Annotated in this window: 14 protein-coding genes; 7 read left to right on the top strand and 7 right to left on the bottom strand. The window is 66.5% G+C overall.

Translation table 11 applies throughout. From position 1 onward, the window contains the following. Positions 1-131 precede the first annotated feature (131 nt). On the bottom strand, positions 132-797 hold the full coding sequence (locus ACQPZW_RS26720; RefSeq protein WP_433788769.1) for a hypothetical protein: 666 nt from the start codon (positions 795-797) through the stop codon (positions 132-134). Between the two features lie 412 nt (positions 798-1209). Next, positions 1210-1377, bottom strand: a complete 168-nt coding sequence (locus ACQPZW_RS26715; protein WP_433788768.1) for a hypothetical protein — start codon at positions 1375-1377, stop codon at positions 1210-1212. Positions 1378-1543: 166 nt separating this feature from the next. Between ACQPZW_RS26715 and ACQPZW_RS26710 the strand changes: the two genes are divergently transcribed. Beyond that, a complete protein-coding gene (locus ACQPZW_RS26710) occupies positions 1544-1840 on the top strand; it encodes a hypothetical protein (protein WP_433788767.1) in 297 nt (98 codons plus the stop codon). A gap of 284 nt (positions 1841-2124) precedes the next feature. On the opposite strand, the gene ACQPZW_RS26705 is transcribed toward ACQPZW_RS26710, so the two are convergent. The 3 genes from ACQPZW_RS26705 to ACQPZW_RS26695 form a co-directional block, all read right to left on the bottom strand. After that, the gene (locus ACQPZW_RS26705; protein WP_433788766.1) at positions 2125-2970 is read right to left on the bottom strand and encodes a hypothetical protein; all 846 of its coding nucleotides are present in this window, start codon (positions 2968-2970) and stop codon (positions 2125-2127) included. Between the two features lie 127 nt (positions 2971-3097). Beyond that, a complete protein-coding gene (locus tag ACQPZW_RS26700) occupies positions 3098-3409 on the bottom strand; it encodes a hypothetical protein (protein WP_433788765.1) in 312 nt (103 codons plus the stop codon). 102 nt (positions 3410-3511) lie between these two features. After that, positions 3512-4078, bottom strand: coding sequence for a hypothetical protein (locus ACQPZW_RS26695; protein ID WP_433788764.1), 567 nt, complete (start codon positions 4076-4078; stop codon positions 3512-3514). A gap of 216 nt (positions 4079-4294) precedes the next feature. Between ACQPZW_RS26695 and ACQPZW_RS26690 the strand changes: the two genes are divergently transcribed. The 4 genes from ACQPZW_RS26690 (at position 4295) to ACQPZW_RS26675 (ending at position 7434) form a co-directional block, all read left to right on the top strand. Beyond that, positions 4295-4897 (top strand): DUF998 domain-containing protein, encoded by a 603-nt coding sequence (locus ACQPZW_RS26690; RefSeq protein WP_433788763.1) that lies wholly within the window; start codon positions 4295-4297, stop codon positions 4895-4897. A 368-nt stretch (positions 4898-5265) separates the two neighbouring features. Then, on the top strand, positions 5266-6429 hold the full coding sequence (locus ACQPZW_RS26685; RefSeq protein ID WP_433788762.1) for an IS110 family transposase: 1164 nt from the start codon (positions 5266-5268) through the stop codon (positions 6427-6429). A 136-nt stretch (positions 6430-6565) separates the two neighbouring features. Then, on the top strand, positions 6566-6820 hold the full coding sequence (locus ACQPZW_RS26680) for a hypothetical protein (RefSeq protein WP_433788761.1): 255 nt from the start codon (positions 6566-6568) through the stop codon (positions 6818-6820). Positions 6821-7281: 461 nt separating this feature from the next. Then, positions 7282-7434 carry a hypothetical protein gene (locus tag ACQPZW_RS26675; protein ID WP_433788760.1) on the top strand — a complete coding sequence of 51 codons (153 nt, stop codon included), beginning with the start codon at positions 7282-7284 and terminating at the stop codon, positions 7432-7434. Between the two features lie 135 nt (positions 7435-7569). Here ACQPZW_RS26675 and ACQPZW_RS26670 read toward each other — a convergent pair whose 3' ends face one another. Together ACQPZW_RS26670 and ACQPZW_RS26665 are read right to left on the bottom strand one after the other, a co-directional pair. Continuing rightward, entirely contained in the window at positions 7570-8232 is a 663-nt protein-coding gene (locus ACQPZW_RS26670; RefSeq protein ID WP_433788759.1) for a hypothetical protein, read from the bottom strand. A 43-nt stretch (positions 8233-8275) separates the two neighbouring features. After that, on the bottom strand, positions 8276-8848 hold the full coding sequence (locus tag ACQPZW_RS26665) for a hypothetical protein (RefSeq protein ID WP_433788758.1): 573 nt from the start codon (positions 8846-8848) through the stop codon (positions 8276-8278). 233 nt (positions 8849-9081) lie between these two features. Between ACQPZW_RS26665 and ACQPZW_RS26660 the strand changes: the two genes are divergently transcribed. Together ACQPZW_RS26660 and ACQPZW_RS26655 are read left to right on the top strand one after the other, a co-directional pair. Next, complete coding sequence (locus ACQPZW_RS26660; RefSeq protein WP_433788757.1) at positions 9082-10272, top strand: sensor domain-containing phosphodiesterase; 1191 nt, start codon at positions 9082-9084, stop codon at positions 10270-10272. A gap of 201 nt (positions 10273-10473) precedes the next feature. Then, complete coding sequence (locus ACQPZW_RS26655) at positions 10474-12606, top strand: ATP-binding protein (protein ID WP_433788756.1); 2133 nt, start codon at positions 10474-10476, stop codon at positions 12604-12606. Positions 12607-12640: the final 34 nt, after the last annotated feature.

Here is a 12640-nt window from a genome sequence, read left to right as displayed (position 1 = left end):
TCAGGTGGGCCCTTCTCACGGTAGTGGCTTCCGCCGTTCCGACTGACCATTTTGACGCGCCCCATAAGCAGCCGACCACGGCCGCAACCAGGGCGGGCGACCGCTGTGCGGATCGCGGCATGACAGTGCGTTCAACCCACCTGCCGGACCTGGCGTAGAACATCTACTCCCTCAGGATCATCGGACCACAATGAGGTGCGTAGATCGGACAGCGGCAGAACGGCCGATGCCTCTTTTTGCAGCGCGATGACGGTCTGTGCGGAGATGAACCAGTCACATTGACCTCGGCTCTCCCAGAGCATGATCATCGCGCCGTCTCGCTCCCACCGATGGACGGTATGACCCGGCCAACCTGACGTGGCCTGCCCCGGCGCATATCGGCGCCGTAGCGCGTTGAGCGTGACATCGTCGAGTTCGGCGGCCTGCGCCTGCAACAACGGACCTTGCGAAAAGCACGACTCGTCCCATCGCCGTGTCGCCGCGAACTCAGCCGCGTCACGGCAGTACCGCGTGGTACCGCGCGCCCAGCCACCAGCGTTCTTGATATCACCACCGACAAGGACCTCAGGGTTCTCACCGCCGAGAGGAACACCCCAGGCGCAGACGCCCTGGTTCTCGACAGAGAGGACCAGAACGGGACCTGCCCAGCCGGGGAACCTTCGATCGACCGACTCCGGCAGGTCAATCATCACCGTCTCGGGAAATACGACCTGATCGGTGTACGGAACAGCGATCTCCCGCGCAACCTCGGCAGTGATCACGGACCGGACACCATCCGGAACGGCCGACAGGTTCATGCGCGATGTCTAACATACGGCGGGCCGCCAGGTTCGCGACGCCACGAACCTGACACGCGAACGCGGCGGCATGAGCGACCAGGTAACTACCTGCCGAGCGCGCCTGCGATCTGACGGGCAACGGGAGTCAACGCCGGAATTCCGCCAGCACCGGGTTGCCCGCGAGTCGCGGGTGCTCACCATAGAGCTGGTCTAGAACCGCATGTCCGAAACTCAGCCAAGCGACCTTGAGGGCAACCAGCTCGCAGGCCGCCTCCGCGGCGAATAGGTACACGACACCCGCACCCGCTCGCCGGCCGGAGCAAACCTGATCAGCTCAGCGTTCTCGGTGAAGTCGACCTCAGCGTGCTCGCCCCTCCAGTTGATCGAGCACGCCTTGCAACGACCACAGCAGATCGACTACAGGCGTCCATTACCAGGGCGGAGTCAGGTCGGCCTCATCGATCTTGAAGGACACGTCGGACAAGAAGTAGTACCAGCGCAAGTCATCGCGGCTGACTGCGGCCAGGTCACCTCTACCTTGGTTCTCGCGGCCATGGCTCACGTGCGGACCTGCCTGGTGATACTTGATCTCGATCATCGGACTCTCGCTGAACGCCTCCGCACTCACTTAAGTTCAGGACCGGGCATCCGTACGCCGGCGCAAGGCGGCACCGGCCAGCAGCCGCCACGCCGGACGGCGAGCGGAACGCGGCATGACAGTATGTCGCCGGCGATGCTGAATTGGGCGACGGAAGGGCGTCGTAGTGATCGACATGCAGGTGCGTAGTGAGAGCGGTGAGGTAGTCACCCATGGCTCCCATGGCATCCGATGGTCCGACGCACTGGCGCAGCTGGATCCGGAGATCTTCCCGTGCCTCAGTAGCCTGCTGCCATATGCGGACGCCATCTTCAACTCACGGCAGACTGAGAGGCTGCGGCGAGAGCTCTCCGATCAACATGTTCGAACCGTCATCGGAGAAGGCGCCGCGGTGGAAGCCGAAAGGCTGAGTAGGGAAGTCGAGAGCGGCTCCCATCTGTACCTGTGGTTCGTGGGCGACTGACCCGAGAGACGCGCTCGTCCCGGCACGAGCGGGCGTCGGCCGGCCCGCGGCTGCCGCGACGCCGCGTACCGATCGGATCGTGGCAGGAGAGTAGGGCCGCGAAGCGACTCGTGCCACTGCGGTAGCGTCAACTAGTCTCCTGCTCGCGCGCCGGGCGAAAGCGGATGGGAAAGTGCGCCACGCTCACGCTGAGCACCCGAGAAGTATGGGATGAGCCGGTTTCGAGTCCGGTTACCCGGCGCACCCTATCAGCGGCAGATGAGTGAATTTCGCAGAGCACCGGGTTAGCCGAGTCGATCGGGGCGGATGACGATGGTGCTCACGGTTGCGTCGCCCCAGACCGTCGTGTTCAACATCATCTTCTGGTCAAGCGACAGCATGGTGAACTCGGGCACGAAGCGTTCGGTCATGACCCCGGCAAAGTGGCTTCGAAGTGTTGTTGATCCACTGCCGGCCAGGTCCCATTTATCGGCCAGTCGGACACGTGCCCAGCCGTACTCGGACTCGACTGACTCGGGGCCGCTGTAGTCGATGCCGAGGAGGAACTCGCGTCTCTCGTCCAAGAGACCGAACTCGTGAGCCATGCGCCACCAGCCGGCGTTCACCTTGGCCGGCATGTCCGGGGCATCGACGTGGACAACCTCGTCGGGCGTGGAGTCGAATCGACCATCCTCCGGCCGGCAGGAAGCGGGGCCCGCACCGGAGGCCGGCAGCGGGTACGAAACTTCTGTCGTGATCCGTTCGAGGAACTCGATACCCGCTGAGTCCAGATCCGCTGAGATTTCGTCGTCCGTACGTGCCGTACGCGAACGGTGAGCCTCGTAGCCGCGATCTTGTACGAGCGAGAACTGGCGGTCGGTGGCGGTAATCCATGCATCGATCGCGTCCGGTGAGCTCCTGATCGCGTCGATGAGCTTCTGCACGGCTTCGCGTTTGACCGGCTTGACGTGGCGGTCAAGTTCCGCCTCGGTTACTTCCTGATATGTCATGGAGAGTTGCCACCAGAATTTCATCAGGACGCGGCATTCCTCCTGCTCGCGATCATCAGCGAGGCAATCCATCACGAGGGCTTGGGCCCATCGCCGTTGATCATCGTCGCGAAACCCATGCCGTAGATCCGTGAGCGCCACAGGCGGACCGTACCGGCCAGATCCTCGGAAGGCGAGACCTTTAGAACGCACTCACATCGGCACGACAGGATGTCGGCAACTGGCCCGGTCGCACTGGGGGGCGATCCGTGAGTGATTCGCGCCTTGCTTACGTCAAGCCGTAGATCCGGTTCAGGTCCAAGAGATGATGGCCGGCAACCGAGCGACCAGGAACATCGAGCACCAGGACCAGGTAAACGTTGGATGTTTCGCACTCCACCAGGACGTGCTGGTAGACCGTCCCGCACATGTTCCAGGCGTAGGACACCCGTCCCTCCGAGAAGTCATACTCGCCGAAGTCCTCTGGAGGAATCAGCTCGAAGTACTCCCAGAAGTCGAACGGCGGTTCTTCGTCCAAGCCGACACGTTCCTTCTCCGGCACGGTGGTGGCTTTGAACTCGTCTTCCGTAAGCCTTCGCATCGCATCAGGATGTCAGCCCAGTTCGCCTCTCACGGCTGTGACTACCTGCGGCCCAGGATGAATGCCCTGACAACGCCCTCTCATCGGCATGACAGTGCTCCGTCAAGCTGGCGGATCGTCTCGATAGAGATCTCTTCTCAATCCTCGGCTGCCCCAGCGGGTTGCGGTGAGCTCGGGTCGAGGACGCGTTGGTTTTGGTAGCCAGCCGTGCCGTCTGGTCTCGGGCGGGGCGTTGTCCCAGGCTGCGATCAGCGCGAACGGATCTGCGGTGTCATCGACGTCATCGGCGGTGGTTTCTCGGACGACTACGGAGGGGTGGAAGCGCGTCTCCTGAGCCACCCGGCAGTCGTCCGTCCGCGAAGCGACCAGGACGCCGCAACTTTCGCAGGCCACACATAGATTTCCGCCGGCGAGAGACCAGCAACCGATGACTGCAAGGTCGTGGACGATTCGGGTGCCACGTACATCGCCGGGCGACAGCACGAAGGTGTCGACCACCTGATCGTACCCATAAGCCGACTCGTCGATCGCATAGGTCCTGGGGTCGAGAAGTGGCGGATTGACATGGTGGCAGTCAAGAAGTGACGAGTGCGGTTGCGCTGGCAGTTCCACCAACCGAACCGGGACGCTCAGCGCGTTTCCGCACTCAGCACACCTGAAGGTCTCCACCACGGCAGTGTGACGTTCAGACCCGACGACAGCATCTGAATATGCGGGGTGGGCATCGCACATCACGCCATCTCGCGGTGGTCGATCTGCTCGCCGCCCGCTCATCGGCAATTCACGCTGCCCGATGGCAGGGGCGCTGACCGTGCGGAAGTGACGGTATGTTGCGGGGAAGGCGCATGACCCCGTTGAGGGATGTGGTTCCGGCACAATGTGACCGTGCGCTCGTCTACGCCTTGGTGGGCGTTGCTGTCCTCGGCGGCGGCCCCCGCTGTCCTGATCGGCGGATGGACCCTGGCTGCACAACGGCAGCCGGAGGGCTATGACAGTACGGTGGCGACGATCAGTTCTCTGGCGGCGCAGGGTGCCACTGACCGGTGGTTGATGACGGTGGCGTTGCTGGTTGTCGGGGCCTGCCACGGTGTTACCGCGCTGGGGTTGTCAGGGGCATCGTCAGCGGGTCGGGTCGTGCTCGGCCTTGGTGGCCTGGCGACGATGCTGGTTGCGGTGTTTCCGCTTCCGGTGACGGGGGCCGCGCCGGCGCATGCGGGCGCGGCTGTGGTGGCTTTCGTGGCTCTGGGGGTGTGGCCGGCGCTGGCCTGCCGTTGGGGCGGCAGAGGTCCGGTGGCGCTCCGACCAGTGGTGTCCGTTGCCGCGGCGGTGGTGTTGCTCGGATTGGTTGTCTGGTTCGGTGGAGTTCTCAGCATTGGCGGTCGAGTGGGACTGGCGGAACGCTCGGCCGCCGGCGCGCAGGCGTGCTGGCCACTGGTCGTGGTGCTGTCCACTCGGTGGCATGCCCGCCGCGGGGCCGCCACCTCATGATCGAGCGCACCTCATCCGACAGGGTCGTTGATCTTCAGTGATCACGTTCCCCTTCAGGGTGAGGTCCGTCGGTATGAGGCCGGTGCCGGCCGGGTCGTCCACCGGTGGGTCATGCCTCTCACCGATGGCTCGCACGCTGATCGCGGCTACTTATTTACTGGTGGTACGACTGCAGCCCGGCCAGGCTTGGTCGAGGTGACCGGCGGAACGCTCTGATTGCGGCTGTCCACCGCGGTTTGGTGTGACTCTCATTTGGCGTGCGGTCTGCCGGTCACCGCGGCGTGGAGTGGCTCAAGAGGGGACTGCCCAGCTCAAAGTAGCGCTGCCCTCCCGCCGACACATTGTCGGCTCGACGGAGGGACAACGATATGGGCCAGGTCGTCATCGGCGTAGACCCGCACAAACGCTCCGCCACCATCGAGGTCATCGACCAGCGCGAGCGGGTGCTCGGCAAAGGCCGGTTCGGCACCGACACCGACGGCTACCAGGCCATGCTCGCCGCCGGCCGCAAACACACCGACCGGATCTGGGCCGTCGAGGGCTGCAACGGCATCGGCCGGCACGTCGCCCAGCGCCTGGTGGCCGACGGCGAGACCGTCCTGGACGTGCCGGCGAAACTGTCCGCCCGCGCCAGAGTCTTCTCCACCGGCCAAGGCCGCAAGACCGACCCGGTCGACGCCCACAGCGTCGCCGTCGTCGCCCTACGCACCCCTGACCTGCGGCAGGTCGTCGTCGACGACATCACCGTGGCGTTACGGCTGCTCGTTGACCGCCGCGACCAGCTCGGCAACGCCCGCACCGAGATCGTGTCCCGGCTGCACCATCTGCTGCTGGAACTGATCCCCGGTGGGGCCAAGAAGTTCCTGTCCGCTCAGCAGGCCCGGGTGCTGCTCAACACCGTGCGCCCGCGTGACGTCGTCGGCAAGACCCGCCGCTGGCTGGCCTCCGAACTGATCCATGAACTCGTCACCATCGACAAGAAGATCAAGGTCGCGAACGCGGAACTCACCGAACTGGTCGCCGCGACCGGCAGTGAGCTGCAGAAACTGCACGGCATCGGCCCGTCCGGCGCCGCCCGGCTGATCGGCGACATCGGTGACATCAGCCGGTTCACGACCCGTGGCCACTTCGCCTCCTGGAACGGCACCGCACCCATCGACGCCTCATCCGGCGACCAGAAACGACACCGCCTGTCGAGAGCCGGCAACCGGCGCATCAACCGGGTCCTGCACATCATGGCCGTGGTCCAGCTGCGCAACGACACCGAAGGGCGCCGCTACTACCGGCGCAGACTCGCTGAGGGTAAGACCACCATGGAAGCGATGCGAGCCCTGAAACGCCGGCTCTCCGACGTCGTCTACCGACAGATGACCGCCGACGCGAGACGGCTCAGGACGGGCCCGGGAGGACACGTGGGGGCGACTCTGCAATCCAGCGCGGCCGGCCTAAATCCCCAGGCCGACACTTCGGAGAAGTCACTTCCCGGACCCGCCGAAGACCACCATAGAACACCGCTCCTCACAACCTCTTGACACAGAGGGGCGCCAGAAGCAGACGCCGGATGGCGGGGCTGATCAGTCCCTATCTCAGTCTCGGTTGACAACCCGAAGCCGGAATTGGTGGATGGCTTCATTGAGACTGAGCGGCCCGCAGGCGACCTCGAAGCACGTGTCGACCACGGAGGTGATGAAGGGGAACTTCACGCCGGCGTCCGCTCGTGGGCACGACGAGACGCCAGTCCGTCACCGCCGACCACCGGTCGTGACGGCGCCGCCCGACCCGAGCGCGGACGGTGACAGGAGAGGGCAGGAGACCGGCGAAGAACCGCAGAACAGCTCCGACTACCGCACGCTGGTCGTCACGATCTCCGCGGCGGAGCGTTGCGTTGAGCGGCACGGCGATCCGGTGTTCATCGGTGATTGAGCGGGGCCCGAATGCGCGACTCGCCAGCAGTTCAGTGTGCTCGTGATCGGTTCGCCGCCACTTGGCATCATGGGCCCATGTCAATATCCCGGCGTGCCGCCGTGCTTTTCGCTCTGCTGGCAGCGGCCGCTTTCGCGGGGTGTACGAACCATCCGACATCCACACCAGAGGCGGCTGCTCCACCCCATCGTGAGAACACACCGTCCCCGGTCCCCGCTGATTCCGCCAGTACACTGCCCCATCGGCTCCAGCCGCCCTCCGCCGTTGCTGGTGAGGTGTCTCGCCGCGTACTCGCCCAGAAGGATGGTCACCCCGACAGCCAGAGCGTGCTGCGTCGCAATGCACGTGCCGGATTGGAGTATGGAGTACAGGCTGCCTGTACGTCGGCGACACCGGGTAAGACGCTGTCAGTTGAGGTGCGTAGCGGCAAACCCGGTACCTCCGACGATGCAATAGTCGCCGTGGAGATTCTCTGCGACGCGGAACTGACGGTTATCGGCCTCGGCGACCTGCCGGCGGAGCCGATCATTGTCGACCTGCGAGGAGACCAATCCGACGTGCTCTCGGCCTACGCCGTCGTCGCGCCGACGGCTTCGCTGTCGGGAAGCGAATGAACGCAGGCGACGGTACGGACGTCGACAGTCGCGGTATGAGCTCATGGCGGGTCGTCGGGACGAACCTCGGCCAGTGGTGGCGCAGGTGTGTCACGCCTTCACCTTCGACGACCTCGACACGTTCGATCTCGGCCTTTACGGCTCGTCCCGGACGACGGCCGTTACCCGGGAGAGCCAGTTGTCGTCATCGGGACGCTGGTAACGCTCGTAGTGTGATCGTTTGATGTCGCCGATCTGCCCCCTCTGCGGAGTCCGGTCGCCGGACCAGCGCAGGCCGTCGGACGCGGCCTCGGTGAGCCAGCCCGCGGCGTCGAAACCGAGCCAGGCCAGGGCAGCGAAGATCCCGTCGCCGTCGACATCCTCGATCGGGTGGTCGGCTTCGGTCGGAAGCGGATCGCCGATTGCCATACCGCGGGTCATCCCGGCGTGCTGGACGAATACGCAGCGCAGCGGGACACCATCCCTCGCGGCAGTGATCCAGTAGGTCCCCGACACCGTCTCCGCGCCGGCGCAGACCACCGTGCCGAGGCGGTCCGACATCGCGAGCACCATGTCGTCCTCACTCGACAGCATCATGGAGGTGTCGAGGACGAAGGTATGCCCGTTGCGCTCACCGATGGTCATCTCGTCGCCAGGAGTGGCCGGTGAACCCACCTCGAACTCGCCGGCGTGCCGGGTGAGTTCGGCGAGGAACTCCTGCTGCGTGGCCGTGGCCGCGATGAGCCCGTAATGCATCCCCATGAGGTGAAGACGGTACTGGGGATGACGACGTGTCGGTAGGGCCGCTTCGGCGAACACGGAACCAATGCCCGTCGGTACGAGGAAGGGGCAGTCGGCACGCTCAGTCCAGAGCCAGCATCCATTCCAGGCCCTGGCGCGCGGTCGCTATGTGCGGCTCACGGGTCTGCGCGGTGAAGACGAGTACGCGTCCGCCCTTGCGCGGGAGTAGATAGTGCCCCTGCCACCACTGTTCGCCCTCGTGCTCGTACGCCACCTCGATGACCTGCACGTCACCGCGCATCGTGCGGCGCTCGACAACCGTCTGGCCCGCGGCGATCAGTATGTCGGGGTCGGGGATGTGCGCCGGGCCCTGCACGGAGATCGACGCGTCGTTCTCGCCCACCAGGCAGTACGGCGGCAGCGTCGACTCGATGTCGAAGTGGGAGGGCCATGCCACATCGAAGTTGCTGGTCTCGATGGCCCAGAACGGGTGATCCGGGCCGGGACTCACGTCGACGATGCCCGGCGCCGACTGCGGGTCTGCCGGATCGACGAGCGCCGTGGCTGGGCCGTCTTCCCGCCAGTTCGTCACCAGCACGGCGTCGGGCGCTGCGCCGGAACGCGCGAACGTGTACGGCCAATACGGCACCAGAACCACGCCGTAGCCGGCGAGGCGGGCCATGACGTGTCCCATGGACGCGCACTGTAGTCAGAGCAGCCCACTGCTGACTCACGAGCCCCGCGTATCCACGCGGCCCGGCGGGGTGGGCAACGGCGGGACCCGGCGTACCCGTACCAGAGGATCGGCCCTTGATGGGGTTGAAAAGCGGTCAGGCGTAAGCCCCGCCCCGCCTCCCCGCTCAGGGTCCCGGGCTCGACGCCGATGGGGGGTCTGGAGGGATTGTCGCGGGTCACGAGGAGGCGGTGGTGCCGGAACGCTCGCAAGCGGCAGGGCAGGTGGCGGAGTTGCTGCACACCGCCCGTAAGTCGCTCGGCATGGACCTGACCTTCCTGAGCCGCCTGGACGGGACGACTCAGCACCTCGAAGTGGTCGACACGGCCCTCCCGTTCGCGGGGCTGGAGGGCACGATGCATCCCCAGGAAACCACGTTCTGCCAGGCGATCCTGGACGGCGCCCTGCCCCCGGTGATGCCGGACGTCACTCTGTTCCCACTCGCGATGAGCCTGCCCGGCGCCGCAGCCGGGATCCGCAGTTACATCTCGGCGCCGGTCGAGTTGAGCGACGGCACCGTGTACGGCACGTTCTGTGGCGCCGGAATGCAGGCGGACCCGTTGCTGACCGATCGTGACCGGGCTTTGATGGAGGTGCTGGCCCACGCCGCCGCACTGATCCTTGAACCGGACATCGACAAGCGGCGCCGCAACGCCGGCATCGAGGGCCGGCTGCGTCCCCTGCTGGACCGGGGCGGCCCGGTGGTTCTCCTACAGCCGATCGTCGAGCTGGCCGGTGGCCGCCGGGTCGGTGCGGAGGCGCTGAGCCGGTTCCCGCAGGAATGGGGACAGCCTCCGGACGAGGTGTTCGCCGAGGCCGAGCTGATCGGCGAACGGGTGGCCCTCGAACTGGCCGCACTGCGCCGGGCAGCCGACCACCTGCCCGACGTGTCCGGGTACATCGCCATGAACATCTCGCCGGCCACCCTGTTCACCGAGGCCGGAGCGGCGTTTCTGGCCGGGCTGCCCCTGGACCGGATCGTGCTCGAATTGTCGGAGCACGATCCCGTCGACGACTACGACCACCTGCGCGCCGTCCTGGCGCCGTTGCGGGCCCGGAACATGCGGCTGGCCATCGACGACGTCGGCGCCGGCTACTCCTCTCTGCGGCACATCGTCGCCACCGGCCCGGACGTCATCAAGCTCGACCGCAGCATCATCAGCGGGGTCGCCGGTGATCATGTCCTGGCGGTGGTCGTGCGGGCCCTGGTCAACCTGGCCGGCGCGATCGACGCCACCGTGGTCGCCGAGGGCATCGAGACCGCGGCGGACGCGGCCGCTCTGACCTCTCTGGGTGTCCAGCTCGGCCAGGGTTGGCTGTTCGAGCGGGCGGTACCGGCCGGGGACCTGGCCGATGAGTACGCGCTCGCTCCCGCCTGTCACTGAGCGGCACATATCGCCGCGGCGGCGGGGCCTCGCCGAATGCGCGGTGACCGAATTCGTTTGGTCCCGCCGGTAGCGGCATGCGAGAGCTGACCACCAACCGGTAGCCGGTCTGAATAAAGCCCCAAGTCCCAGCAGATGCGGCCTCAGCGGATCAGAGAATCAGCCGATTTGACATAGGTCACGTCTCGTGCGGAGGTCACGATGAGCTGCTGGGTCTCCCTGGCCCGTACCGTGGCGTTTGCGTCGGTGTACCTGGCGGCGGCTATCGTCGGGCGCCTCACCGTGACCGAGGGCACCAGACTGGCCATGGTCTGGCCCGCCGCCGGTGTCGCGGCGATCTGGTTCTGCGTTCAGCGGCGTACCCGGTATTTCTGGATGGACGCCGTTGCGATCGTCGTCATCTCGTACTTCGTGAACCTGCTGACCGGGGCTCCGGTCGCCACGTCGGTGGCGGCTGCTGCCGCCAATCCCGTCCAGGCCCTGGTCTTCGTTGCGCTCTTGCGGCGCTGGCGGCCCTCTCTCTGGGGCGCGGACGGCACGGACCCGATGCAATCACCCCGCGACCTCTGGGCTCTGCTGGGTGTGGCCGGCGTCTCCACCGTGTGCGGGGCGATGGTGGGCTCGACCGTTCGGTGGCTGCTCGGCGAGGACTACACGTGGGTGTTCGTGGTGGGGTGGGTGGCACGCAATGCCGCGAGCACGCTGATCATCGGGACGGCCGGGCTCTGTATCGGGCAAGCCGTCGGCCGGTACCGTGCCGAGCACGGTTTCCTGGCGGGCTGGCACCGTCACTGGATCTCCGCGCTGCGCGACAGGCCGCGCTGGCGGATAGCGGAGTACTCGGCCCTCGCGGTCTGCGCCACCGTCCTCTATGTGGCGGCCTTCCGCTACGGCGACCGCCTTCCGATCTCCTCCGCCCTGCTCGGTCTGACGGTGTGGGTGGCGACCCGGCTGTCGACGCCGTTCATGGTCGCGCACAGCCTGGCCGTCGGCGCGATCGCCGCGTTCTTCACGGTGCAGAGCCTCGGCCCGTTCGCGAGCATCGACAGCATCGCACTTCGCGCCTTCGTTCTGCAGGCGTTCGCGGCGATGGTCGCGGTGGTGGGGCTGGCCCTGGCGCTGGGGCGCGACGAGCGGGACCGGCTGATGGCCGAGCTTGCCGTGCAGCGGGAACAGGCATCCCGGCATGCCGAGCTGATGACCGAGATCGTCGACTCGATGGCCGACGGCTTGGCGGTGATCGACGCCGAGGGCCGGGCGCTGCTGCGCAACCCTGCCTCGGTTCGCTTGCTCGGCGGCCGGATCAACCCGGACGCGAAGATCTCCGACAGTGTCTACTACGGGTTCTTCCGGCCGGATGGATCGCGCTATGCCGATGAGGAGCTGGCGTACCGGAAAGCGCTTGCCGGGGAGAAGGTTCGCGGCGTGGAGATGCTGGTCCGCAACCCGCAAGTGCCCGAGGGCCGTTTTCTCCAGGTCACCGCCACCGCGCTGGCGAATCCGGACGGCACGCGCAGCGCGGTCGTCCTGTATCACGACGTCACGGCGGAACGCCGTCACCGTGACGAGCTGACCAACTTCGCCGGCGTGGTGGCGCACGACCTGCTCAATCCGTTGGCCAGCGTGGACGGGTGGTCGAACGCCATGTTCGACGCCTTGGACGAGGTGCCGGACCACCCCGGGCTGGACCGGGTGCGTGCCGACCTGGCCCGCCTGTCCCGTGCGTCGGGACGGATGCGGTCGCTGATCGAGGACCTGCTCGCGTACACGACAACCCGCAATGCCATTCCCGCTCCGGCCCGGTTGGACCTCGCCGTCATGGTTGCCGAGATCGCGGGCGCCCGTGCGGACGCCGCCGTCGCCGGGGGCGAGCCCGAGCCGTGCTTCACGCTCGGCGAGCTCCCGGCTGTGCGGGCCGACCCCGTGCTGGTGCGGCAGCTGCTGGACAACCTGATCGGGAACGCGATCAAGTACACGGCCGCGGGTGTCACGCCGGCCCTGACCGTCACCGCCGCACGTGAGGGCGATCTGGTGCGGGTCTGTATCGCGGACAACGGCATCGGCATCCCGGACGGCCAGCACGACGTGATCTTCGCCAATTTCCACCGTGCCCATGCCGGCAGTGGCTACGTCGGCACCGGGCTTGGCCTGGCGATCTGCAAGCGGATCGTGGAGCGTCACGGCGGCACGATCACCGCCACGAACAATCCGGGCGGCGGGTCGTGTTTCATGTTCACCCTTCCGGCCGACATTCCCGCGTGCGGCAGCACGGCCGGCGTCCACAGCAGTGGGGCCCGCGATCAAGGCTCATCCGTCACCGCCGCCGGGCGCTGACCGGTCGGCGGGACCTCCGGACCGGAGGATCAAA

Source organism: Actinoplanes sp. CA-252034 (assembly GCF_050956125.1).
Lineage (GTDB): Bacteria > Actinomycetota > Actinomycetes > Mycobacteriales > Micromonosporaceae > Actinoplanes.
This window is presented reverse-complemented; position numbering and strand designations above follow the sequence as displayed.

Bases quoted from the DNA above. Each gene is read 5' to 3' on its own strand.
- ACQPZW_RS26720 (WP_433788769.1), bottom strand. From the start codon at position 797: ATGAACCTGTCGGCCGTTCCGGATGGTGTCCGGTCCGTGATCACTGCC.
- ACQPZW_RS26700 (WP_433788765.1), bottom strand. From the start codon at position 3,409: ATGCGAAGGCTTACGGAAGACGAGTTCAAAGCCACCACCGTGCCGGAG.
- ACQPZW_RS26685 (WP_433788762.1), top strand. From the start codon at position 5,266: ATGGGCCAGGTCGTCATCGGCGTAGACCCGCACAAACGCTCCGCCACC.
- ACQPZW_RS26655 (WP_433788756.1), top strand. From the start codon at position 10,474: ATGAGCTGCTGGGTCTCCCTGGCCCGTACCGTGGCGTTTGCGTCGGTG.
- ACQPZW_RS26665 (WP_433788758.1), bottom strand. From the start codon at position 8,848: ATGGGACACGTCATGGCCCGCCTCGCCGGCTACGGCGTGGTTCTGGTG.
- ACQPZW_RS26715 (WP_433788768.1), bottom strand. From the start codon at position 1,377: ATGATCGAGATCAAGTATCACCAGGCAGGTCCGCACGTGAGCCATGGC.